At 68.1% G+C, this 23,255-nt stretch carries 22 protein-coding genes and 1 tRNA gene; 6 read left to right on the plus strand and 17 right to left on the minus strand.

What is annotated here, in order from left to right; genetic code table 11:
* Nucleotides 1–153: 153 nt before the first annotated feature.
* Complete coding sequence (locus tag D7316_RS06325; RefSeq protein WP_232016796.1) at nucleotides 154–939, plus strand: hypothetical protein; 786 nt, start codon at nucleotides 154–156, stop codon at nucleotides 937–939.
* A complete protein-coding gene (locus D7316_RS06330) occupies nucleotides 936–2,417 on the plus strand; it encodes an APC family permease (RefSeq protein WP_408609985.1) in 1,482 nt (493 codons plus the stop codon). The genes D7316_RS06325 and D7316_RS06330 overlap by 4 nt, the downstream gene beginning before the upstream one ends.
* A 54-nt stretch (nucleotides 2,418–2,471) precedes the next feature.
* Here the strand turns inward: D7316_RS06330 and D7316_RS06335 are convergent, their stop codons facing one another.
* Nucleotides 2,472–3,011, minus strand: a complete 540-nt coding sequence (locus D7316_RS06335; protein WP_124707528.1) for a glucose-6-phosphate dehydrogenase — start codon at nucleotides 3,009–3,011, stop codon at nucleotides 2,472–2,474.
* Between the two features lie 300 nt (nucleotides 3,012–3,311).
* Here D7316_RS06335 and D7316_RS06340 point away from each other — a divergent pair, with 300 nt between their 5' ends.
* The 4 genes from D7316_RS06340 to ppsA all read left to right on the plus strand — a co-directional run bounded on the left by D7316_RS06340 (nucleotide 3,312) and on the right by ppsA (nucleotide 7,487).
* Nucleotides 3,312–3,866, plus strand: coding sequence for a recombinase family protein (locus tag D7316_RS06340; RefSeq protein ID WP_124711160.1), 555 nt, complete (start codon nucleotides 3,312–3,314; stop codon nucleotides 3,864–3,866).
* Nucleotides 3,863–4,165, plus strand: coding sequence for a hypothetical protein (locus D7316_RS06345; RefSeq protein ID WP_124707529.1), 303 nt, complete (start codon nucleotides 3,863–3,865; stop codon nucleotides 4,163–4,165). Before D7316_RS06340 ends, D7316_RS06345 begins: the two co-directional genes overlap by 4 nt.
* Before the next feature lie 88 nt (nucleotides 4,166–4,253).
* On the plus strand, nucleotides 4,254–5,093 hold the full coding sequence (locus D7316_RS06350; RefSeq protein WP_124707530.1) for a pyruvate, water dikinase regulatory protein: 840 nt from the start codon (nucleotides 4,254–4,256) through the stop codon (nucleotides 5,091–5,093).
* A gap of 12 nt (nucleotides 5,094–5,105) precedes the next feature.
* Nucleotides 5,106–7,487, plus strand: a complete 2,382-nt coding sequence (ppsA, locus tag D7316_RS06355; RefSeq protein ID WP_124707531.1) for a phosphoenolpyruvate synthase — start codon at nucleotides 5,106–5,108, stop codon at nucleotides 7,485–7,487.
* A 74-nt stretch (nucleotides 7,488–7,561) separates the two neighbouring features.
* Here ppsA and D7316_RS06360 read toward each other — a convergent pair whose 3' ends face one another.
* The 16 genes from D7316_RS06360 to D7316_RS06435 all read right to left on the minus strand — a co-directional run bounded on the left by D7316_RS06360 (nucleotide 7,562) and on the right by D7316_RS06435 (nucleotide 23,255).
* A complete protein-coding gene (locus D7316_RS06360; RefSeq protein WP_124707532.1) occupies nucleotides 7,562–7,984 on the minus strand; it encodes a nitroreductase family deazaflavin-dependent oxidoreductase in 423 nt (140 codons plus the stop codon).
* Nucleotides 7,985–8,253: 269 nt separating this feature from the next.
* A tRNA-Pro gene (locus D7316_RS06365) sits at nucleotides 8,254–8,330 on the minus strand.
* 108 nt (nucleotides 8,331–8,438) lie between these two features.
* Nucleotides 8,439–8,705 carry a GlsB/YeaQ/YmgE family stress response membrane protein gene (locus D7316_RS06370; RefSeq protein WP_124707533.1) on the minus strand — a complete coding sequence of 89 codons (267 nt, stop codon included), beginning with the start codon at nucleotides 8,703–8,705 and terminating at the stop codon, nucleotides 8,439–8,441.
* Between the two features lie 77 nt (nucleotides 8,706–8,782).
* Nucleotides 8,783–10,234, minus strand: coding sequence for a ribosome biogenesis GTPase Der (der, locus tag D7316_RS06375; RefSeq protein WP_124707534.1), 1,452 nt, complete (start codon nucleotides 10,232–10,234; stop codon nucleotides 8,783–8,785).
* Nucleotides 10,231–10,929, minus strand: a complete 699-nt coding sequence (cmk, locus tag D7316_RS06380; RefSeq protein WP_124707535.1) for a (d)CMP kinase — start codon at nucleotides 10,927–10,929, stop codon at nucleotides 10,231–10,233. Before cmk ends, der begins: the two co-directional genes overlap by 4 nt.
* Nucleotides 10,926–11,927, minus strand: a complete 1,002-nt coding sequence (locus tag D7316_RS06385) for a pseudouridine synthase (protein ID WP_124707536.1) — start codon at nucleotides 11,925–11,927, stop codon at nucleotides 10,926–10,928. Before D7316_RS06385 ends, cmk begins: the two co-directional genes overlap by 4 nt.
* Nucleotides 11,928–11,930: 3 nt before the next feature.
* Nucleotides 11,931–12,680, minus strand: a complete 750-nt coding sequence (gene scpB, locus D7316_RS06390; RefSeq protein ID WP_124707537.1) for an SMC-Scp complex subunit ScpB — start codon at nucleotides 12,678–12,680, stop codon at nucleotides 11,931–11,933.
* Nucleotides 12,677–13,549 (minus strand): segregation and condensation protein A, encoded by an 873-nt coding sequence (locus D7316_RS06395; RefSeq protein WP_124707538.1) that lies wholly within the window; start codon nucleotides 13,547–13,549, stop codon nucleotides 12,677–12,679. Before D7316_RS06395 ends, scpB begins: the two co-directional genes overlap by 4 nt.
* Nucleotides 13,546–14,517, minus strand: a complete 972-nt coding sequence (locus D7316_RS06400) for a ParA family protein (protein WP_124707539.1) — start codon at nucleotides 14,515–14,517, stop codon at nucleotides 13,546–13,548. The genes D7316_RS06395 and D7316_RS06400 overlap by 4 nt, the downstream gene beginning before the upstream one ends.
* Before the next feature lie 119 nt (nucleotides 14,518–14,636).
* Complete coding sequence (gene xerD, locus D7316_RS06405; RefSeq protein ID WP_232016797.1) at nucleotides 14,637–15,671, minus strand: site-specific tyrosine recombinase XerD; 1,035 nt, start codon at nucleotides 15,669–15,671, stop codon at nucleotides 14,637–14,639.
* Nucleotides 15,668–16,336 carry an NUDIX domain-containing protein gene (locus D7316_RS06410; protein ID WP_124707540.1) on the minus strand — a complete coding sequence of 223 codons (669 nt, stop codon included), beginning with the start codon at nucleotides 16,334–16,336 and terminating at the stop codon, nucleotides 15,668–15,670. Before D7316_RS06410 ends, xerD begins: the two co-directional genes overlap by 4 nt.
* Nucleotides 16,333–18,069 carry a CTP synthase gene (locus D7316_RS06415; RefSeq protein WP_197718193.1) on the minus strand — a complete coding sequence of 579 codons (1,737 nt, stop codon included), beginning with the start codon at nucleotides 18,067–18,069 and terminating at the stop codon, nucleotides 16,333–16,335. Before D7316_RS06415 ends, D7316_RS06410 begins: the two co-directional genes overlap by 4 nt.
* A gap of 158 nt (nucleotides 18,070–18,227) precedes the next feature.
* Entirely contained in the window at nucleotides 18,228–19,172 is a 945-nt protein-coding gene (locus D7316_RS06420; RefSeq protein ID WP_124707541.1) for a copper transporter, read from the minus strand.
* Between the two features lie 3 nt (nucleotides 19,173–19,175).
* Nucleotides 19,176–20,357 (minus strand): putative cytokinetic ring protein SteA, encoded by a 1,182-nt coding sequence (gene steA / locus D7316_RS06425; protein WP_197718332.1) that lies wholly within the window; start codon nucleotides 20,355–20,357, stop codon nucleotides 19,176–19,178.
* A gap of 104 nt (nucleotides 20,358–20,461) precedes the next feature.
* Nucleotides 20,462–22,240, minus strand: a complete 1,779-nt coding sequence (recN, locus tag D7316_RS06430) for a DNA repair protein RecN (RefSeq protein ID WP_124707543.1) — start codon at nucleotides 22,238–22,240, stop codon at nucleotides 20,462–20,464.
* Between the two features lies 1 nt (nucleotide 22,241).
* Entirely contained in the window at nucleotides 22,242–23,255 is a 1,014-nt protein-coding gene (locus tag D7316_RS06435; protein WP_124707544.1) for an NAD kinase, read from the minus strand.

Raw genomic sequence — 23,255 nt, forward strand, 5'->3', positions numbered from 1 at the left:
GGTGTTCCGCAGGATCGTATCGCCGCATGTCAGCGGTCACCGCCGGTTCCGCGACAGATTCGTCGAACATCTCCGACCGGTGGTCGACAGGCGTAGCTTCAGGATGTCAACACCATCGAGAACGTTCCGGGTCGCCTGCGTACACCCATGCGCGTGGCCGGTTGCGCCGCGGCAGTGATCGCGGTGATCGGTGCACCGATCACCGCGGCCGCAGAGCGAGCGCCGATTCGGGCACCGGCGGCCGTGGCGTCGCTACCGAGTGTGCCTGCGGTGGGCGCGATTCCGCGGGCGTTCATCCGCAATCAGTTCCAGAATTGCGACGCGATCTGCCCGTACATCGCGCAGGGCCTGGTCGAGGTTCCCGTCGCGCTCTGGCACGCCCCCGGCGTGTACGCCGACCGGAGCGCGCGGGGCTGGTCCGTCCCGATGTCGGCGGGCGCCGCCGCGTTCTCGGTGACCCGACCGGCGAACGCAGCCATGACTGGGATCATCTCCAACGATCTGAGCCTGGTGTTGCCCCGGGCTCAGAATGCACTTGTCGTCGCTGTGGTCGAAGGACTCGAGATCGCGTCGGTGCTGCGAGCGGGACCGAGAAGCTCAGACGATGGTGATCACCGGGACCGGATCACCGAGGCGGTCGCCACCGGCCGCACCCGGGTCCTCGACGCTCTGAATCGGCCGCTGACACCGGATCCCGCGTCGACCGCGGTCGTGCGCACGCCCGCCCAACAGCGTGCGCTGGACACCATCGACGCCGGGTCGGCAATCCTGTTCCAGGCCCCCGAGATGCTGTTGCTGGGTGCCACGGATGCCGCCGATTCAGCGGCCCGGAACCTCACCGCGACCGGCGACCCGGCCGGCGCCCGCGCGGCGGGCGAAGCGCGCTTCCGGGCAACCGCCGACCGTGCCGCCGAGTTGGTTCGCGGGGCACTGTCGTGAGCCGGACGGACCCGGTGAAGCCGGTCACCGACGCCGACGAGGTGTCCGCGACCTACGGCTACTCATCCGAACTCAAGCGAACGATGGGATCGTTTCAGGTCTTCGCTGTCTCGTTCGCGTTCATCTCCGTCGCCGTCGGCATCTTCGGGACCTACGACGACCTGCTCGTGAACTCCGGCCCGGTCGGCATCTGGACGTGGCCGGTCGCGCTCGCCGGCCAGTTGCTCGTCGCACTGGTCATCGCGCAGTTCGCCGCGCGCATCCCGCTCAGCGGCTCGTCGTACCAGTGGGCATCACGGCTCGCGAATCCCCGGATCGGTTGGGGTTTCGGCTGGCTCACGTTCTGCTATCTGATCACCGGGCTACTGGCGATCGACAGTGCGATGGCCAGCCAATGCCTCATGCCACTGTTCGGCATGAGTCCCGACGAAGGCACCGCGCGGGTCATCACCGTCGTGATCCTGGTGGTCCAGGCCATCCTCGCGATCGCCTCGACCCGACTCGTCGCCGTGCTCAACTCGCTCGCCGTCGGCGTCGAATTGGCCATCGTCGTGATTCTGGTCGTCGCATTGCTGGTCGCCGCGGCAGTGACCGGTCGCGGCTCGGTGGACAATCTCGTCTCCCGCGGCGTCGCAGAGGGATCGACGAACTACTTCGCGTTCGGCGGCGGGTTGATGGCGGTGATGATCGTCGGCCTGGCCACCCTCGTCGGCTTCGACTCGGCGGCGAACATGGCCGAGGAGGCCCGGGACCCCCACCGGAGCGTGCCGCGGGCGATCGTGGGTTCGGTTGCCGCCGCCGGGATCCTGGGGATGCTGTTTCTGATCGCGCTGACCGTCGCCATCGACGACATCGCGAAGGTGACCGAGGCCGGATCTCCCGTCGCGGTCATCATGCGCGATCAACTCGGTGCGCCCACCGAACGAATTCTGCTGGTGGCCATCGCCATCGCGTTCTTCGGTGGCGGAATGGTCACCATGACGTCGTGTGCACGGACGGTCTTCGCGATGTCTCGCGATGGACGTTTCCCCGGGCATCGGGTGATGCGGCGGGTGAGCCGACGCACGCAGACCCCGATCGCGGCCACCATCCTGCCGCTGGTGATCGGCGTCGTCACGATGATCGCCCTGCCGGGTGACGCACTGATCGAGTTGATCACGTCGGGCACGCTGTTCCCCGCGATCACCTACGGTCTGATCGTCGTCCTGTATCTGGCCGTCCGGAAACGCCTGGACCGCAAGAAGGGTGCGTTCGACCTCGGCCGCTTCGAGCTGCCGGTCGCGGTGTCGGCACTGATCTGGTCGGTGTGCGCGGTGACCGTACTGCTCGCTCCCGCGGGGACGGGCGTACCGCTGGTGATCGTCGCCGGGTTGATCGCCGTGGGCGGGCTCTACTTCGTCTTCATGGTGCTGTTCCGCCGTGATGTGCTCGATGTCGAGCCGGGAGTGGCGGATCCGATGGCGGGGCCGAATCGCTGATCGGGGACGCGCGACAGCGCTCGGTCGGACCGCCGACGCGCCGGCGCCGGCATCTCATCGAGAGTTCGCGTGCTCCGACAGATCGAGGTGCAAGGCCTGGTGCGCGTCCAGGAGGTGCCGCAGGCCGGTGTCGAGTGGCCAGGGATAGGTGAGTTCGTGCCCGAACCGGTCGTCGACCGCTGCCGCCGCACCGTCGGGCAGCGATGCCGGATCGACGCGCTCGGCGATCGACTCGAACAGCTCGACCGGCGTGGCGACGTAGTACAGCGGCCGGTGCGCACCCGGCGCGCTCATCCCGGCGGCGTACACCAGACCATGCGATGTGATCACCAGCCGGTCCGCCGCGATCGCCACCTCGCCGGCGATCTCGGTTCTGCCCCATTCCATCGCGGCGGCGCGGGACTCCTGCACCCGCCGCCACGTGTCGTCGGTCAGCAGCAGTTCGACATCCGTGCGGTCCATCGTCGACGCGGAGCTGTACTCCGGCCCGAAATGCCGCTGCAGGAGCTCATCGACGAAATCGACAAGCGGTTCACTCGTCGTCCAGTCCTCGCCCATCGCGCACGCCTCCGTCTCGAGTCGCTCGCCGATCATTGCGCGTGATCCCGACACTACGCCACCACCCGGCGAACCACGGGGAATTGCGCAACCGCGGACAGCCCCGGATTCGTCACCGTCCCCGCACGTCCTGTCTCATATTTCCAAGTCGGTCTCGAATCATAATCGACGCTCATATCGAGACAGATCATCTGCGATATGACCGACTGTTCTCGATATTCGACATGGGCCTCTCGCATGGGTCTCACTTTCAACGGTCGCGTCGCACGAGTTTCGGAACACTTTTGAGATAGGGTTCCGGACATGAAGCCGGATACCGCCGGCGGGTCCGTAGGGATGCTGCTGGGCTACGCACGCGCAGGCACCGACACCCACCCGCTGGAGTCGCAGATCGATGCCCTCACCGAGATCGGGATCGAGCCCACGCGGATCTACAGCGATGGGATCGTCGCGGTCTCGACCGGGCAGCGACGCCCGGGCTGGACCGCCCTGCTCGACTATGCGCGTCCCGGGGACACCGCCGTCGTCATCGGGGTCGATCGACTCGGCCGCACCACCAGGGAGGTCTTGGCGAGCGCACGCGACCTCGCCGATCGACAGATCGGACTCCGGTCACTCCGCGAGGGTCTCGATACCGATGACCTCGCCGGAGCGATGATCGTCGGGGTCCTCGCCTCGCTGGCGGAACTCGACGGCGAGCCCGCACGGCTGCGCCCCGGAGCCGCATCCGGCTCCTCCGTCGGCCGGCCGCGGGCCCTCGACGACGACCAGGTCGCCGTCGCCGAACGCCTGCGTGCCGACGGCCAGCCCGTGCCGACGATCGCGGCCACCCTCGGCGTCAGCCGCGCCACCCTCTACCGCACTCTCGCCGAAAGGCGTTCGATCCGTTGACAACCTTCGACCCAGGCGCGCCAGAGCTGGACATCACGACCGCCCACGGCATCGTGACCCGGCTGCCCACGTCGTTTCCGATCATCGACCCGGAACTCGACGGGCACCTCGATCCGGATCTGTTCCAGAAGGGGTTCGACGACGCCAACTCCCGGCTCGACACCTTTCCCCGTTCGTGGGCACGACATCATGCGTCGACGACGATGGCGGCCGCGCCGGCCGCAGACGACGACGAGCCGAGCTACACACGCGGGTACCGGGCGGCGCTGTACGGCTACCTCCGTCACTCGGCCGACTGAGCCGGTAAAAGGGACCTGCCCGACGGCCGGCAAACCGCCTGAGGAACGATAGAGGCCACTCTGACGCAGGCCGATAGGACACGAGCAGGTGAGCGAGACACACGGTGGTGACGCGATCCCGGTCTTTTTTCTCTCCGACAGCACCGGGATCAGCGCCGAGACCATGGGTAACGCACTGTTGCTGCACTTTCCCGATCATCGGTTCGACCGGACGCTGATCCCGTTCATCACCACCCCCGACGATGCGCGCGAGGTGGTGCGCACCATCGACGCGACCGTGGACCGCGGCCTGACTCCCCTCGTCTTCGCGACAGCCGCGCTCGACGACGTCCGTATCGAACTGGCCAAGACCCGCGCACCCCTCATCGATTTCTTCGACATGCACATGCAGCAGGTCGAGGAGATCCTCGGGGCGCGTGGCGCCCGCACACCCGCTCGTCTGCACGGCGTCGGCGACGTCAAGCGGTACAACGCACGCATGCAGGCCGTCGAGTACGCGATCGAACATGACGACGGTCAGAGTCTTCGCTCGCTGGACAAGGCCGACGTCATCCTGGTGGCTCCGTCCCGCTGCGGCAAGACTCCGACGACCATGTATCTCGCGTTGCAGCACGGTCTGCGCGTCGCGAACTATCCACTGATCGACGACGATTTCACGAGCACGGACCTGCCCCGCCCGATCCGACACCTGGCCGACCGCTGCTTCGGGCTCATGACCAGCGCCGCCCGCCTCAGCGCGGTCCGAACAGAGCGACGCCCGGACTCCACCTACGCGTCCCTGCGCCAGTGCACCTACGAACTCAAGCGCGCAGAGGCGCTGTACCGCGCCCACGACCTACCCATCATCGACTCGTCGGCGAAATCCGTCGAAGAGATGTCCACGATCATCTTGCAAGTGCTCGCCCGCAGACCCCACCCCGAGAGTTGAGGAGCCATTTCCATGAACAGCAACATCCGGTGGTTCGCCGACCTCGGCCTCGCCGATCTCGACCAGGTCGGCGGCAAGAACGCGTCGCTCGGTGAGATGGTCCGCAACCTGACCGACCTCGGCGTCCGGGTCCCCAACGGTTTCGCGACGACCGCCGACGCCTACCGCCGATTCATGAACCAATCCGGATCGGCCGGCACCAGCCTCGCCGCCCGGATCAGTGCGCGGCTCGCCGACCTCGACACCGACGACGTCCAGGCGCTGGCCGAGGCAGGCCGAGAGATTCGTGCGGCCGTCATGGATCAGCCCTTCCCGTCGGATCTCGAAGCCGACATCCGGACGGCGTTCGCGGAACTGTCGGGCGGCTCGGACGAGGCGTCGTTCGCGGTGCGGTCCAGTGCGACCGCCGAGGACCTGCCGGATGCGTCGTTCGCCGGCCAGCAGGAGACATTCCTCAACGTGCGGGGCATCGAAGCAATCCTGCAGGCGATGCGGGAGGTCTTCGCGTCGTTGTACAACGATCGCGCCATCGCCTACCGGGTCCACCACGAGTTCGACCACGATGTGGTCGCCCTGTCGGCGGGTGTGCAGCAGATGGTGCGCTCCGACATCGGCACGTCGGGGGTCATGTTCACCATCGACACCGAGTCCGGTTTCCCCGACGCCGTGTTCGTGACGTCGTCGTACGGGCTCGGTGAGGCCGTCGTGCAGGGTGCGGTGAACCCCGACGAGTTCTACGTCTACAAGCCTGCGCTGCGAGCGGGCCGTCCCGCTGTGCTCAAGCGCGGCATCGGGTCGAAGGCAACCAAGATGATCTACACCACCGACCGCTCGGTGGGCCGCACGACCGAGTTCGTCGACGTCGAGCCGGCCGAACGACGACTGCTGAGCCTCACCGACGCCGAGGTCGAGGCGCTGGCCCGCCAGGCGCTGTTGATCGAAGAGCACTATGGCCGACCGATGGACATCGAGTGGGGTAAGGACGGTGTCGACGGCGAGCTGTACATCCTGCAGGCCCGCCCGGAGACCGTGCAGTCCCGGGCCGCGGTGACCGGCCAGCAACGGTTCCGGCTGAACGAGACCGGCCCGGTGCTCGTCGAGGGCCGCGCGATCGGCGCACGTATCGGCGCAGGCGCCGTCCGGGTGCTGGAGTCGGTCGAGCAGATGCACGAGTTCCAGGTCGGCGAGGTGCTCGTGGCGGACATGACCGACCCCGACTGGGAGCCGATCATGAAGCGCGCCAGCGCGATCGTCACCAATCGTGGTGGCCGTACCTGTCACGCGGCGATCATCGCCCGCGAGCTGGGCATCCCCGCGGTCGTCGGTTCCGGCGGGGCCACCCGGTCACTCGAGGCCGGCCGCGAGGTGACCGTCTCGTGCGCCGAGGGTGACACCGGTTACGTGTACGACGGATTGCTCGACTTCGACGTCACCGAATCGTCGATCGAGGCGATGCCCGAGATCGCCACCAAGATCATGATGAACGTCGGCACCCCAGAGCAGGCGTTCGCGTTCTCCCGCCTGCCGAACAACGGTGTCGGACTGGCGCGCCTGGAATTCGTGATCAACCGCCAGATCGGGATCCATCCCAAGGCCCTGCTCGATTTCGAGACCCTCGACGGGCCGCTGAAGCAGCAGATCGGTGACGCGATCGCGGCCTACCCGAGTGCCCGCGAGTTCTTCGTCGACCGGGTGGCCGAGGGGGTCGCGACGATTGCCGCGGCGTTCGCGCCGCACCCGGTGATCGTGCGCATGTCGGATTTCAAGTCCAACGAGTACGCGAAGTTGGTCGGCGGGGAGCTGTACGAGCCCGAGGAAGAGAACCCGATGATCGGGTACCGCGGCGCGTCGCGCTACCTGTCGAAGGACTTCGCCGACTGCTTCGCCATGGAATGCGCGGCCCTGAAATACGTCCGCGACGAGATGGGCCTGACCAACGTCAAGATCATGATCCCGTTCGTCCGCACACTCGCCGAGGCCGAGGGCGTGATCGCGCTGCTCGACTCACACGGCCTGCGTCGCGGTGAGAACGGACTCGAGGTCATCATGATGTGCGAGGTGCCGTCCAACGCGGTCATCGCCGACGCCTTCCTCGATCACTTCGACGGCTTCTCCATCGGCTCCAACGACATGACGCAGCTGACGCTCGGACTCGACCGTGACTCCGCACTCGTCGCGGACTCCTTCGACGAACGCGACCCGGCCGTCAAACACATGCTCGCTGCGGCCATTTCGGCGTGCAAGGCCCGCGGCAAGTACGTGGGCATCTGCGGGCAGGGGCCCAGCGATCACGCCGACCTCGCCGAATGGCTGCTCGAGCAGGGCATCGAATCCATGTCGCTGAATCCGGACACCGTCGTCGACACCTGGACGCGACTGGCCCGCCTGGGCTGACAACGACAACTCCCGACGCAGTTCGTCGCGCGAACTGCGTCGGGAGTTCATGAATTGCTTCGGCCGGTGTCAGCTCATTCGAGCACGAAGACCGGGATCAGCCGGTCGGTCTTGGTCTGGTACTCCGCATAGGGCGGGTACGCCGCAACGGCCAGGTCCCACCAGTGCTCGCGCTCGGCGCCCTCGACCTCACGTGCGGTGAGCTCATACACTGTCGCACCGTCCTGCGCCGTGACCTGCGGGTGTGCCTTCACGTTGTGATACCACGACGGATGGCTCGGGTCACCGCCCTTGGAGGCGACCATCGCGTACTTGCCGTTCTCCTCGACCCGCATCAACGGGACGTAGCGCTTCTTGCCCGACTTCGCCCCGGTGGTGGTGAACAGCACCACCGGTCGGTCCATGATCAGGACGCCGTCAGTGGTCCCCTGCTCGAGAATCTTCTCGGTCTGGTCACGCACCCACCCCTCGGGGCTGAGTTCTGGTTGTTCGCTCATGCCCATTGGCAACGCCTCCAAGGCGCTCGGCATTCCACGGCTGCTCGGTCAGCAGTTCGATCGGGACGAGGTCGGCGATGGTCGTCCGGTCCGATGCCGACCCCGAGAACCTCACCTGGCGCCTGCGCCCCGGCGGCTGCCCGGATGAAGACGCCCCCGACGGTGTCTCAACTCGCGCCAACGTGGTCGTCCGTGTCGAGCACCGGCCATCGACTCGCCGCCCAACGACGACGAAACCCCCTCCGAGGTGATTCGGAGAGGGTTTCTCGTGGTCGGGCTGACAGGATTCGAACCTGCGACCCCTTGACCCCCAGTCAAGTGCGCTACCAAGCTGCGCCACAGCCCGTTTGCCTCCGAGGAGACAGCCCCGCAAGCGGAGCGTTGATGAGCCTAGCCGACGGGCGCCGGTTCGATCCAATCGCCTGGTCAGCGAGCCGGATCGGCCGGGCCGGAGTCAGGCCGCCGGAGTCCGCTTCTTGTACCAGATCCAGGCACCGGTGACGATGACAGCACCGACCAACGATCCGATGATGCCGCTGGCGCGGAAGTTGAGACCGTCACCGGCGAGCAGGCTGATCAGCAGTCCACCGATGAACGAACCGACAACACCGGCGACGATTGCGAGACCCCAGTCGATGGTCCACATGTTCTTTCCGCCGATGATCAACTGGGCGAGAGCGCCGATGACCATTCCGAAGACGATGAGTCCGATGATGAGCACGAGTGGAAGTATCGCATGCCGCACAGGCGCTGCCGCACGTGACACCGGGTGCGCCATCGACGGGCCCGGCCGACGTCTCAGCGCTTGCGGCGCTGCTCCCGCTTGTCCCGCACACGCACGTTGACCCGCACCGGCGAACCATCGAAATTGAACGTCTCCCGGAGCCTGCGTTCGAGGAACCGTCGGTAACCGGCCTCGAGGAACCCGGTGGTGAACAGCACGAAGGTAGGGGGTCGCGTGGCGGCCTGGGTGGCGAACATGACCCGGGGCTGCCGACCACCACGCAGCGGCGGCGGTGTGGCGGCGATGACCTCCTTGAGCCAGTTGTTGAGCCGTCCGGTCGCGACCCGCTTGTCCCAGGATGCCAACGCACCCTCGAGTGCGGGCACGAGTTTCTGGACCGAACGGCCGGTGCTCGCCGAGATGTTCACGCGACGCGCCCAGGGCACCCGGGCCAGGTCGCGGTCGATCTCCTTGTCGAGCTGATAGCGGCGATCCTCGTCGACCAGGTCCCACTTGTTGAACGCGATCACCAATGCGCGGCCGCTCTCGATGATCATCGACAGCACCCGCAGATCCTGTTCGGTGACCGGTTCGGAGGCGTCGATCAGGAGGATCGCGACCTCGGCGGCGTCGAGCGCGGCCCGGGTACGCAGCGAGGCGTAGTACTCATGCCCGCTCGCCGTCCGCACCTTGCGCCGCAACCCTGCGGTGTCGACGAATTGCCATGTCGTGCCATCGATGTCGATGAGCTCGTCCACCGGGTCGACCGTCGTGCCGGCCACGTTGTCGACGACCGAGCGTTCCGATCCGGCGAGCTTGTTCAGCAACGAACTCTTGCCGACGTTGGGTTTACCGACCAGCGCGACCCGTCGCGGGCCACCGAAAGCTGGTGCCTCGCGGGGCGTCTCGGGCAAGACGTCGAGGATGATGTCGAGCAGGTCGCCCGCCCCCCGACCGTGCGCTGCCGACACCGGATGCGGCTCACCGAGACCCAACGACCACAACGTGGCGGTGTCGGCCTCGGCCCGCTCGCTGTCGACCTTGTTGGCCGCCAGGATGACCGGCGTCTTCGAGCGGCGCAGCACCCGTGCCACCGCCTCGTCGGTCGAGGTGGCGCCGACCGTGCCGTCGACCACCAGGACGATGGCGTCGGCGGTGCGCATGGCCAGTTCGGCCTGCGCTGCCACGGCCTGCTGCAGACCCTTCGCGTCGGGTTCCCAGCCGCCGGTGTCGACAACGGTGAACCGCTGACCCGACCAGCTCGCGGCATAGGACACGCGGTCACGCGTGACCCCGGGGATGTCCTCGACGACGGCCTCACGGCGGCCGAGGATCCGGTTCACCAGTGTGGACTTGCCGACGTTGGGCCGTCCGACGATGGCCACCACCGGCACCGGGGTCGCGTCGATCGGTTCTCCGTCGACGTCGAAATCGGTCAGCTGCCAATCGGTTTCGTCGGACCAGACGCCGTCGCCGGGCAACGCGAGCTCGTCGCCGGGCGCACCGAGGGGATTGTGCTCACTCACGACTGCACTCCGATCCGATCGCGTACCAGGCGGCCGAGTGTGTCGACCACCTGCTCGAGGGTCAGGTCACTGGTTTCCACGATCACCGCGTCGTCGGCCGGCCGCAGCGGCGAGATCGCGCGCGTCGAGTCGAGGTGGTCGCGGCGATTGACGCTCGCGAGCACGTCGGCGTAGTCGCCGGCACGTCCCGCGGACAGGTTCTGCTTGTGCCGTCGGGTGGCCCGCGCTTCCGGGGTCGCGGTGAGGAACACCTTGAGGTCGGCGTCCGGGAAGACCACGGTCCCGATGTCCCTGCCCTCCACCACGACGAACGCACCCTGCGCCGCGCGACGTTGGACGGCGACGAGTCTGGTGCGCACCGCGGGCACGGCCGACACCGCGGACACGGCATCGGTCACCCGGTCGGTGCGGATGGCGACGGAGACGTCGGCACCGTCGAGAAAGGTGGTCGATCCACCCGACTCGACGTCGAGGCGGATGTCGGCATGCGCGACCCGCTCGCCGATGGCATCGGTATCGTCGAGCGGCACCGCGGCATCGAGCACGGCCAGGGTGGCCGCCCGGTACATCGCGCCGGTGTCGAGGAACCGTGCCCCGACACGATCGGCGAGGATCTTCGACACCGTCGACTTCCCGGTGCCTGCGGGTCCGTCGATCGCGATGACGCGCGTGCCCGCGGCGTCGCCGCTGCTCACAGCCCCACCGCCTTGTACAACTCCCCGATCTCGTTGTTGTTCAGCACTCGCAGGCTTCCGGGGCGCTGCTCACCGAGGGCGACGACGCCGATGTGCGTACGCACCAGGGCGGTCACCGGGAATCCGACCTCTTCCATCATGCGACGGACGATCCGGTTCCGACCTTCGTGCAGGGTGATCTTGACCAGCGACTGACCCTCGTGGACCTCGACGACTCCGAACGAGTCGACCGCGACCGGGCCGTCCTCGAGCTCGATGCCGCCCCGCAGGGTGCGCCCGAGCGAGCGCGGGACCTCACCCTTCAGGGTGGCCAGGTAGGTCTTGGGCACCTCGAACGACGGATGCATCAGCCGGTGGGCGAGCTCACCGTCGTTGGTCAGCAGCAACAGGCCCTCGGTGTCGGCGTCGAGCCGACCGACGTGGAACAGGCGCTGTCCGGACATCACGCGTTCGGCGACGATGTCGCCGATGCACGGACGACCCTGATCGTCGGACATGGTCGACTGCCAGCCCTTGGGCTTGTTCAGCGCGAGGTACTGCTTGTTCTCGTCGATGACGACCCGTGCGCCGTCGACCCGGATGATCGCGGTGTCGGGATTGATGCGCAGACCCTGCTCGGTGACGATCTCACCGTCGACCTCGACACGTCCCGCGGCGATGAGCTCCTCGGCTCCGCGCCGCGACGCGACGCCGGCCGCGGCGAGCACCTTCTGCAGCCGCACCCCGTCGGCGACGTACGTGGCGCCGGATTCGTCGGCGTTCGGGCCGGGTGTCTGGTGGCGGGCCGGTTTCGCATTGTTCAGACGCACCTTGCCCGAGGTCACGTCGGGTTTCGACGACCCCTTGCGATGCGTCTTCTTCGTCGACCGGGCGGCCGGATTGCCCTGCCCGTGGCCCTGGGACCTGCCCGTGGACTTGGGAGTCTTCTTGCCGGTTGCCTGCGCGCGCGTCGACCTCTTGCGCGGGCCCGGTGTGCCGTCTCGGCTAGCGGATGCCATATCTCAATCCTGATTGTCGGTGTCCGGAAGGGGTGCCGCACTGTCGTCGGGGTCCGGTCCGGATGATTCGTTCCCTGTCGAGTCTGACCGGTGAGCATCGAGTTTGGCGAATCGCGGGTCCGACGAGATCTCCTCGTCGAGGTCATCGATCACGTCGACGTCGGGCAACAACGGCGCCAGGTCCGGCATTTCGGACAGCGATGCGAGCCCCAGCCGCTCGAGGAACAGTTCGGTCGTGCCATACGTGGTGGCCGTCGTGGCAGCGTCGGTCCCCACCTCGTTGATCAGGCCACGCGCCACCAGAGTCCGGATGACGCCGTCCACGTTCACACCGCGGATCGCACTCACCCTGGCGCGCGACACAGGCTGCCGATAGGCGATCACCGCGAGGGTCTCCAGGGCGGCGCGGGTCAGTTTGGACCGCGCACCGTCGAGCAGCAGCCGCTCGACGTAGGGCGCGTACTCGGCGCGGGTGTAATAGCGCCAGCCGTCCCCGGCGAACCGCAGGTCCATCCCGCTGTTCGCCTGGGTGAGTTCCTCGGACATCCGGGTGAGCATCGTGTGGACGCGCCGCCGATCCTGATCGACCGCGGTGGCGAGCTCATCGGCACTCACCGGCGAATCGACCACCAGCAGGACCGCTTCCAGCGCCGACCGCAGTTTCGCGTCGTCGAGTGCGCCCTCGCCGTCGTGATCGAGGGAGGTCTGACCGGCGGCGATGTCGCCGGCCCCGAATCCGTTCTCCTCGCTCATCCGTAATCCTCCGCCCTGTCGATGTTCACGTCCTCCACGGCGCGGTCGCCCGTCCAGCTGACCTGCAGGTCCCCCAGCGGTTCCGGCTGTTCGAACGTGATCGCCCGCTCGCGGAACAGCTCCAGCAGACCGAGGAAGCTGCCCACCACCTCCAAACCGTTCGCACAATCTTCCGTGAGCGTCCGGAACGAGACCCATTCGTCGGGGTGGGCGGCCAGCAGGCCGGCCATCCGCCGCGCCTGGGCGGGCACCGACACCTTTGAGACGTGCAGGTGGTCGAGCCCCACGGTCGGTGTCGGGCGCGGCGTCAGAGCCGTCGCGGCCACCTGGGCGAACCCGCGGGCGTCGACGCCCAATGTCACCTCGGGCAGCAGCTCGGAGAAATGTTCCTCCAGAGATACCGCACGCGGATAGCGTTGCAGGGCGGCAGCTTCGAGCTCCCCGAACAAGGCCGCGACCTGCTTGTAGGCCCGGTACTGCAGCAGCCGGGCGAACAGCAGGTCGCGCGCCTCGAGCAGCGCGAGATCCTCGGGGTCGTCGACCTGACCGGACGGCAGGAGCCGAGCCGCCTTGAGGTCCAGCAGAGTTGCCGCGACGACGAGGAACTCGGTGGTCTGTTCCAGACCCATCTCGGGGCCCATCTCGCGCGTGTACGCGATGAAGTCGTCGGTGACCTCGTGCAATGCCACCTCGGTGACATCGAGGCGATGCTGACTGATCAGGTTCAGCAGCAGGTCGAACGGACCCTCGAAGTTGCGCAGCCGGACCTGGAATCCCGCCGGCTTGTCGGCCGGGGCCGGATCGTCGGCCGCCGGATGGTCGGCGACGACCTTCGCCGCGTCTTCGACGTCGGTGTCCCCGTCGATCATGTGGGACGCGAGTTGCGGGCGATGACCTCGCGCGCCAATGCGCGGTAGGCCTTGGCGCCCGCCGACTTCGGCGCCCACGACGTGATCGGTTCGCCCGCCACACTCGTCTCCGGGAATCGGACGGTGCGGCTGATCACCGTGTCGTACACGGTGTCGCCGAACACCTCGACGACCCGCGACATGACCTCGCGCGAGTGCAGTGTCCGCGCGTCGAACATCGTCACGAGGATTCCGCCCAGACTCAGGCGCGGGTTGAGCCGGTCCCGCACCTTCTCGACGGTGTCGGTGAGCAGCGCGAGACCGCGCAGGCTGAAGTACTCGCACTCCATCGGGATGACGACCGTGTCGGCGCATGCGAGCGCGTTGACGGTCAACAATCCGAGCGACGGCTGACAGTCGATCAGCACGAAGTCGTAGCGGTCGAGCACCGGATGCAGGGCGCGCGCCAGCGATTGCTCGCGGCCCACCTCGGTGACGAGTTGGATCTCCGCGGCGGACAGGTCGATGTTGCTGGGCAACAGGTCGAGGCCGTCCACGCGGGTCCGCATCAACACGTCGTCGGTGTCGGCCTGTGGCGGCACCAGCAGGTTGTAGACGGTCTGATCGAGGTCGTGGTGCGGCACGCCCAGCCCCGCCGACAACGCACCCTGTGGGTCCAGGTCGACGAGAAGCACGCGGCGTCCGTACTCGGCGAGCGCGGCACCCAGGTTGATGGTCGAGGTGGTCTTGCCCACCCCGCCTTTCTGGTTGCACACCGCGACGACCGTGGCCGGGCCATGTCGATCCAACGGCGTGGGTTCGGGAACCGGACGATACGGCCGGCCCGTCGGACCGAGCTCACCCTCGTGATCGGTGTCCTCGTCGCTCTCGCGGCCGGGCGAGACCGAGATCCGGTACTGATCGTCAGGTGAGGTGGCAGACCGCGGTGCCCCCGGGGTGCTCACGTGTCCGCCACTCCCTTCCCTCATCCGACTGCTCTGCTCCGGACCGCTGGTCGCGACCGTGAAATGCTGGTCCCAGCCTAGTGCTTCGCCTCGCCGATCCGGCGGAGCATCGCCGACATCGAACAGGGCGACTTGATCGTCGCTCACCGCGCCCTCGGGTGGGCCGTCGCGTAGACCTCGCGCATCGTGTTGACCGTCACCAGTGTGTAGACCTGCGTGGTGGTCACCGAGGCGTGGCCCAGGAGCTCCTGGACCACGCGCACATCGGCTCCGCCGTCGAGGAGATGGGTGGCGAAACTGTGTCGCAGGGTGTGCGGCGACACAGTTTTGTCGAGTCCGGCTCGGCCGGCCGCATCGGCCAGCACCTGCCAGGCGCTCTGCCGCGAGAGTCGGCCACCGCGGGCATTCAGGAACAGGGCCGGATTCGCCTTGCTCGCCAACGCCGGTCGACCGCGGACCAGATACGCCTCGAGGGCGTCGATCGCCGGACCACCGACCGGGACGACCCGTTCCTTGCCGCCCTTGCCGCGAAGTCGGACCGCGCGGGTCGTCCTGTCGATGTCGTCGACATCGAGCGCGGTGGCCTCCGAGATGCGGGCACCGCAACTGTAGAGCAGTTCGAGCAGGGCCCGATCGCGAAGCGCCCGAGGATGATCCGCCGCACCGGCGGACTCGAGAATGGCGAGAACCTCGTCGACGGGCAGCGACTTCGGCAGGCGCCGAGCCGGCCGAGGCGGCCGCACCGCATGCGCCACGTCGGCGTCGACGACCCCCTCGGCGGCGGCGAATTTGTGAAAACCCCTGACCGCCACCAGGGTTCGTGCGATCGAGCTGTCCGCGAGCGGCGCCAGCCCGGCCTCGGTGTCGCCTCGTCGCAACTCGACGAGGAATTCACGGACGTCCTGCTCGGTGACCGCGGCGAGCCCCTCGATGCCTCTGGCGACCAAGTACTGCTCGTACCTGTCGAGATCACGACGATACGAGCGCACCGTGTTGGCGGCGGCGCCGCGTTCGACGGTGAGGTGATCGAGGTACCGGGTGACCTCGTCGGCGCCACTGCCCGCCGAGGGGGAACGGACTCCCGAGTGCCCGGACGGGGACTTCGCCGTCCCCTCGGCAGCGAGCGTGGGGGCGCCGACAAGGGTCGCCCGGCCGCCGTGCACGGCGGGTCGGCTCACCGCCGCGCCCGCCGTTCGCGCAGGGCCGTCGGCTCGTCCGTCCAGGGTGCGTTCGTCTCCCGCAGCCCGACACCGCGGGCGTCGGCCGCGGCGGTCGCCAGGATGCCGGCGACACTCGTCGCGTTGACGATGTCCCCGCCGAGGACGCGCCCGACGGCGTCGTCGAGTGTCAGCCACTCGACCGACATGTCGGCCTCCTCGTCGTGCCGTTCGGCCGCCTCGAGCTGACGGAGGTCTTCGGCGAGGTAGAGGCGCAGGGCCTCGTCGGTGAAGCCCGGCGACAGATCCAGGTCGACCAGGACATGCCACCGGTCGGCCGCCAGATCGACTTCCTCGCCGAGTTCGCGCTTCGCCGCGTCCAGCGGCGTCTCGTCGGGACCACCGTCGAGCAGTCCGGCCGGGAGCTCGAGCAGCCGGCGGCCGATCGGGTGACGGTACTGCCGGACCATCGCGATCCGGCCCTCGGCGTCGCGGGCGACCACGGCCACCGCGCCGAAGTGCTCCACGACCTCGCGCTCGGCGACCCGGCCGCCGGGCATCTCGACCTCGTCGACGCGCAGCGTCAGGATCGCGCCGTCGTAGACGGTCCGCGTGCCCGCGACATCGAATCCGTGTTCGCCGGACGCCGCACCACGCGATGCGTCGCCCGAACCGGGTTTGCTCAAGCGCCGACCTCGGCGTCGGTCTCGTCGTCTTCGGCCACGGCCCGCTCGTAGTCCCCCAGGTCGACCGGAAGGCGTTCGGCCGCCTTGTATTTCAGTGCCGCGTCGATGAACGCCCGGAACAGTGGATGCGGGCGTGTGGGACGGCTCTTCAACTCCGGATGTGCCTGCGTCGCAACCAGGAACGGATGCACCGACGGCGGGTACTCGACGAACTCGACGAGGTGCCCGTCGGGTGAGGTGCCCGAGAAGACCAGTCCGGACGCGGCGATCTTGTCGCGGTAGGTGTTGTTCACCTCGAAACGATGTCGATGCCGCTCGGAGACCTGGGTGGTGCCGTATGCCTCGGCGACCACACTGCCGGCCTCGAGTGTGGCCGGGTAGGCGCCGAGCCGCATGGTCCCGCCGAGATCGGCTTCGCCCGCGACGGCATCGGTCTGGTCGGCCATGGTGGAGATCACCGGGTAGGGCGTCTCCGGGTCGAACTCGGTGGAACTCGCGTCGTCGAGTCCGGCAGCGCGGGCCGCCTCGATGACCACACACTGCAGGCCCAGACACAGACCCAGCAGCGGTACACCGCGTTTGCGGGCGTAGTTGATCGCCCCGACCTTTCCTTCGATCCCGCGGATGCCGAAACCGCCGGGGATGAGGATCGCGTGGACATCGCCGAGTGCGGCCTGCGCTCCGTCCGGGGTCGCGCACTCGTCGGACGGCACCCACTTGATCTCGGTGCGTGCCTTCCAGGCGAACCCGCCGGCGCGGATGGCCTCGGTGACGGACAGGTAGGCATCGGGCAGGTCGACGTACTTGCCGACGAGCGCGACGGTGACCGTCTCCCGCGGGTCGTGCACACGCTTGAGCAGCTCGCCCCACTCGGTCCAGTCCACGTCCCGGAACGGCAGTCCGAGTTTGCGCACGACGTAGGCGTCGAGCTGCTCGTGGTGCAGGACCTTGGGGATGTCGTAGATCGACGGGGCGTCGGGCGTGGAGATGACGCCCTCGATGTCGACGTCGCACATGAGCGCGATCTTCTTCTTCAGCCCCTCGGGGACCTCGCGGTCGCAGCGCAGGATCAACGCATCGGGCTGGATACCGACGTTGCGCAGGGCCGCCACCGAATGCTGTGTCGGCTTGGTCTTGAGCTCTCCCGACGGGGCGAGGTAGGGCACCAGGGACACGTGCAGGAAGAACACATTGTCCCGGCCGACGTCGTGCCGGATCTGTCTCGCGGCCTCGATGAACGGCTGCGATTCGATGTCGCCGACCGTCCCACCGATCTCGGTGATGACCACGTCCGGGGCCTCACCGTCGGAGCCGGGCTCACGCATGGCGAGCACCCGGGCCTTGAGCTCGTCGGTGATGTGTGGGATGACCTGGACGGTCTCGCCCAGATACTCGCCGCGCCGCTCCTTGGCGATCACCGTCGAATAGACCTGTCCGGTGGTCACATTGGCCGACTGCGAGAGGTTGCGGTCGAGGAAGCGTTCGTAATGCCCGACGTCGAGGTCGGTCTCCGCACCGTCCTCGGTGACGAACACCTCGCCGTGCTGGAACGGGTTCATAGTGCCCGGATCCACGTTCAGGTACGGGTCGAGTTTCTGCATCGTGACCCGGAGGCCACGCGAGGTGAGAAGTTGCCCCAGGCTGGACGCCGTCAATCCCTTTCCGAGGGACGACGCGACACCGCCCGTCACAAAGATGTGTTTGGTGTCCGTGTGCACACGAAGTGGTCGCAAATGCGTCTCCCGTCGGCCGATTCCAGGCCAGAAAACCTGATTACCTACGGGACTCCAGGGTAACACCTCGACGGGGAAACGACTGCCGCCACACCGACAGGCACCTGCTGCGCGTCGACAGCATGGCCCGGGACGTCACCGACACCGCGGGCCCGCGATCATCCCGCCGACGCGGCCGGCCCGGGTTCGGCGCCGACGGTGATCGCCCGCGCACCCGGCCCGGTGCCGTAACCGCCGGTCCGCCCGTCGGCTTCCTGCGCCAGGGCGAGCACCGTGGTGATCCGGCCGGTCTGCTGATCGACGTTGTCCACCGTCGACACCGCGTTGCCCAACGCCGGGTCCGAGCGCACCACCGCGAGCGGCGACCCGCCGGTGGCCGAGCCCGTGCGTCCCACGAGCACGCCACCCTGTCCGCGGGCGGCCATCGCGGCCGCCATCCGCCCTGTCAAGGCACCCTGGGCACCGGAATCCTCGCCGAGTGCGTCACCGGTGACCACCACGACCAGATCGGCGGGCGAGATCGCGCTGTCGGCGTAGCCGATGAAGCCGCCTTCGCGCAGGGCCTGCAGGCCGAGTCGGATGTCACCTCCGGACGCGGCGGCCTGGCCGTCGCGATGGAGTACGAGCGCGCCCAGCAGGTCACCGATCCGACCACCGGAGTCGGTGAGCTCGGAGCGCAGGGTCGCGCCGGGCGGGATGGTCTGGTCGACGATCGTGCGAAGCTGTTCCGCGTTCTGGTCCGCGACCAGCGCGTCGGTCATCGCGATCTGACCGGAGAACCGGCCGCCGGCAGTCGAGATCGACTCCTTCACCGCATCCACATCGGCGTCGGCCGCGTTGGGCGCGGTGACCACCAGCACCGACTGCCCCTTGAGGGCGCCGTCGATCAGCCGTGGCGCGACCGCGGCGTCGAAGCTGTTGGCGGCGTTGACCTGTTCGTTGAGCTGGTCCCGCTGTTTCTCGAGGTCACCGATGCGGTCCCGGGAGGTGCCGGTGACCGAGTTGACCCGGTCACCGACGAAGCCGGAGCCGAGGAACAGCCCGAGCGCCAGCGCCAAGAAGACCGCGACGAGTGAGATCGCGTGCTGCCGAAGAGAGATCATTGACTACCGGTTCCAGACGCCTCGGGCCCACTCGACGGCCTGGTGGTACTGCGCGACCGCCCAGTCGGTGACCTCCGGCCCCATGTTGGAGAGCAGGACCGCCGCGATGACCGCTATCAGTGCCGCCAGGATGACGCAGGCGATGGCGGCACCGGAGACCCGGCTGCGGTACAGGGTGGCGACCGCCTTGGCGTCGACCAGCTTCGGTCCGACCTTGAGGCGGGTGAGGAACGTCGACGGGTTGCTCTCCCGACGCGAACGGTCGAAGAAGTCGTCCAGGGTGCCGCCGTAGCCGACGGTGACGATGAGGTCGGCGCCGTGATAGTCGGCGAGCAGCAGCGCGAGATCGGCCGCCGCTCCCGCCGCCGGGAACGTGGTCGCGCCGATGCCCAGGTCCTGAATCCTCGAGAGTCCCGCGGCGTGCCCGTCGGTGTCGGCCGGAAGCACCAGCTGCGCACCGGATTTGAGAGTTGCGGTCTTCATCTCCTCGGGGTCACCGACGATGACGGCAGGCTTGTAACCCGCCTTCATCAGGGTGTCCGCACCGGCGCCGACGCCCACGAGCACCGGGGAGTACTCCTTGATGAACGGCTTGAGGGCACGCAGGTCCGCGCCACGGTCGGCCCCGTCGGCGACGATGACCACGTGCCGGCCGGCGAGATCGGCGTCGACGTCGGGCACGCCGACGCCGTCGATCAGCAGCGGCGACTCGCTGCGGATGAACTCGATCGTGTTGCCGGAGAAGGCCTCCAGATGATCGACCAGGCCGGTCTTGGCCTCGATCATCATGTCCGCGATGTCGCTCTCCTCGAGCTCGGTGCCGAGCGCGAGGCGACGCTCACCGACGAAGAGGCGATCATTGTCGATCCGGAGCTTGGCGCCGTCCTTCACCCGCTTGAAGACCTCGTCGCCGACGTTGTCGAGCAACACGATGCCGGAAGCGACGAGCACCTCCGGACCGAGGTTGGGATAGCGGCCGGAGATCGACGGCGACGCGTTGACCACCGCGACGACGTTGGCCTGCACCAACGCATCCGCGGTCATCCGATCGAGATCGATCTCGTCGAGGATGGCGATGTCGCCGGGACCGACCCGGTCGAGCAACCGTCGGGTGTTCTTGTCGATCCTGGCGATTCCGGTGACGCCAGGAAGTGCATCGGTGGTGCGGGCGAGCAGTGCAGGCATCTTCATGACGCCCATGATTGACGCGGGGTCGCGGCAATCGATGGAGGCGCGCCGTAACAACTGCAACTTTTGTCACACGAGTAACAGCTGTCGCGCTGCCGGGGTCAGTCGGTGGCCTCGACCTTCTCCGACTCGGCGGTCGCCAGTAGCTCCTCGGCGTGGGCGCGACCCGTGTCGGAGTCCCCGAGCCCGGCGAGCATGCGTGCGAGTTCTGCGACGCGCTCGTCGCGATCCAGGGTGCGCACGGTGCTGGTGTGCGGCCGATTCTTTCGGCCGCCCCCCGAGTTCTTGCCGATCACCAGATGGTTGTCCGCGAAGGCGGCGACCTGCGGCAGGTGTGTCACCACGATCACCTGGTGGGCGCGGGCCAGTCCGGCCAGTCGCCGCCCGATCTCGACCGCGGCGCGGCCCCCGACGCCGGCATCGACCTCATCGAACACCATGATCGAACCGCTGGTCGGGGCCGCCAGCACGACCTCCATCGCCAGCATCACCCGCGACAGTTCACCGCCGGACGCGGATCGCGCGATGGGCAACGGGGTCGCGCCCTTGTGCGCGAGCAGCGCGAACTCGACCCGGTCGGCGCCGCCCGAGCCGGCATGGGCGCGCGTTCCGTCGACGTCGATCGCGAGTCGGTCGTCGTCGCCGGCCGCATCGACGCCGACCTCGACGGCCAGCGCGGCATCACCCATGGCGAGCCCGGAGAGTTCCGCCGACACCTTTGTCGCCATCGACTTCGCGGCGGTCTTTCGTCGGCGGCGCAGAGCCGTGGCGGCCTCCTGGACCTTCCCCTGCGCGGCGAGTGCGGCGTTCTCGAGTTCGGTGATCGACCGGTTCGGGTCGTCGATCTCGGCCAGCCGGTCCTCGGCCGCGTTCCGCCACGCGATGACACCGTCGATGTCCGGGGCGTACTTGCGTACCAGCGACTTCAGCTCCGACTGCCGGGTCAACAACTTGTCGAGTTCCTCGGCGTCGGCGGGCAGCCCGGCGAGGAACGAGGTCAGCTCCTCCCCCACATCGGTGACGACGGTCAGCGCCTCGGCGACTCGCGGGAGCAGATCCCGCAATGTCTCGTCGGCGGACGTCTCCAGGATGGTGCGGACCCGCCCCAGGCCCTCGACGACCGAATCGGAATCGCCGACGACGATCTCCTGTGACTGCGCTCCGGCGGCCCGGACGGTCTCCAGGTCGGACAGCCGATGAATCGTCGCGGCCAGTTCGTTGTCCTCGCCGGGCTTCGGGTCGACGGCCGCGATCTCGTCGATGCCGAAACGGAGCCGATCCGCCTCCTGGGCGAGTTCGCGATAGTTGGTGCGGCGTGCGTCGAGATCGTCGAGGATCGTCACCCACTCGTCGCGTGCCGTTCGGTAGGTCCGCAACGCCGTGGCCACGGTGGATCCGGCGAAGGTGTCGAGAGCGGCTCGCTGATGCTCGGGTTTCAGCAGTCGTAGTTGATCGTTCTGGCCGTGGATCGTCAGCAGGTGGTTGGTCAGCCGCCCCATCACGCCGACCGGGACCGACCGGCCGCCGAGGTGTGCGCGTGAGCGGCCGTCGCTACCGACCGAACGGACCGCGATGACCGTGCCGTCCTCGTCGATGTCTGCGCCGGATGCCTCGAGGATCTCGACGACGACCGGGTCGTCGTCCGCGTCGGCGGTCGCCCCGGGCTCGGTGAGACGGAATCGGCCCTCGACAGTCGCCTTGCTGTCGCCGGTGCGCACGCGCGATGCGTCCGCGCGGGCGCCGGAGAGCAGGTGAAGGCTCGTCACGATCATCGTCTTGCCCGCACCGGTCTCACCCGTCAGGACGGTGAAACCGGGATGGAATTGCGCGGAGGCCTGCTCGATGACACCCAGGCCTTCGATGGACAGTTCTTCCAGCACGTCAGATCGGCCTCCCCCGCCAGCCTGTCACCGGTAGATCGAATTTTGTCACGAGACGGTCGGTGAAGGGATCCGAGTCGATGCGGACCCAGAGCACCGAACGTTCACTGCGCACCACCTCGACGCGTGCGCCGGCAGGCACGTCGAGCCGGCGCCGCCCGTCGCAGAGGGCGAACGCCGACCGACCGCCCTTGTCGATCTCGACCGCGACGAGCGAACGTGGGCTCGTCACCAGCGGACGGGCGAACAGGGCGTGCGCGTTGCTGGGCACCACCAGGATGGCCTCGAGATCCGGCCACATCACCGGCCCACCGGCCGAGAACGCGTAGGCGGTGGATCCCGTCGGCGTCGACACCAGCACACCGTCGGCGCCGAACGCGGACACCGGGCGGCCGTCGACCTCGGTCACGAGTTCGAGAACACCATGGCTCGTGCGGTTCAGGATCGCGATCTCGTTGAGAGCCCAGCTGCGTGCCGGCGGCTCGTCCGGTCGCGCCGGGTCGATCACCGTGACGTCGAGGGTCATCCGCGGTTCCACCCGGTAGTCACGGGAGATCAGCTGACGCATCACCTCGTCGACGCGGTTGGCCTCGGCCTCCGCCAGAAATCCGATGCGCCCCAGGTTGATGCCCAGCACCGGCACCTCGGCCGGATAGGCGAGTTCGGCGGCGCGCAGGAACGTGCCGTCCCCACCGAGGACGATCACGACCTCGCAGCCCTCTGCCGACGCCGGTACCGCCGACGTGACCTCCACGGCCGCTCCGATGCTCCGGAGATGGTCCGGATCGACCGGATGACTCTCCGGCGGGGCCGGATCCACGGCGACGTCGGTGTGGGCCTCGACGGCCGCATCGCGAGATCGCGTGTCATGATCGACGATCCGCAGGCGCACGCCGGCCGCGGCGCAGTGACGCGCAATCGACTCCATCGTCTGTGTGACGACTTCTCGCCCGGTGTGCGCGACCACCAAGAACTCTCGGTGCCCCGCCCCATCGGCGACCGGGTCGTTGGCCAC

The sequence above is a fragment of the Gordonia insulae genome (assembly GCF_003855095.1).
GTDB lineage: Bacteria > Actinomycetota > Actinomycetes > Mycobacteriales > Mycobacteriaceae > Gordonia > Gordonia insulae.

What these genes read in the sequence shown, in the direction of transcription:
- D7316_RS06385 (WP_124707536.1), bottom strand. Translation starts at nt 11,927, where the DNA reads ATGGCATCCGCTAGCCGAGACGGCACACCGGGCCCGCGCAAGAGGTCG.
- ppsA (WP_124707531.1), top strand. Translation starts at nt 5,106, where the DNA reads ATGAACAGCAACATCCGGTGGTTCGCCGACCTCGGCCTCGCCGATCTC.
- D7316_RS06420 (WP_124707541.1), bottom strand. Translation starts at nt 19,172, where the DNA reads ATGATCTCTCTTCGGCAGCACGCGATCTCACTCGTCGCGGTCTTCTTG.
- D7316_RS06335 (WP_124707528.1), bottom strand. Translation starts at nt 3,011, where the DNA reads ATGATCGGCGAGCGACTCGAGACGGAGGCGTGCGCGATGGGCGAGGAC.
- D7316_RS06400 (WP_124707539.1), bottom strand. Translation starts at nt 14,517, where the DNA reads ATGAGGGAAGGGAGTGGCGGACACGTGAGCACCCCGGGGGCACCGCGG.
- steA (WP_197718332.1), bottom strand. Translation starts at nt 20,357, where the DNA reads ATGCCTGCACTGCTCGCCCGCACCACCGATGCACTTCCTGGCGTCACC.
- scpB (WP_124707537.1), bottom strand. Translation starts at nt 12,680, where the DNA reads ATGAGCGAGGAGAACGGATTCGGGGCCGGCGACATCGCCGCCGGTCAG.
- D7316_RS06340 (WP_124711160.1), top strand. Translation starts at nt 3,312, where the DNA reads ATGCTGCTGGGCTACGCACGCGCAGGCACCGACACCCACCCGCTGGAG.
- D7316_RS06360 (WP_124707532.1), bottom strand. Translation starts at nt 7,984, where the DNA reads ATGAGCGAACAACCAGAACTCAGCCCCGAGGGGTGGGTGCGTGACCAG.
- D7316_RS06395 (WP_124707538.1), bottom strand. Translation starts at nt 13,549, where the DNA reads ATGATCGACGGGGACACCGACGTCGAAGACGCGGCGAAGGTCGTCGCC.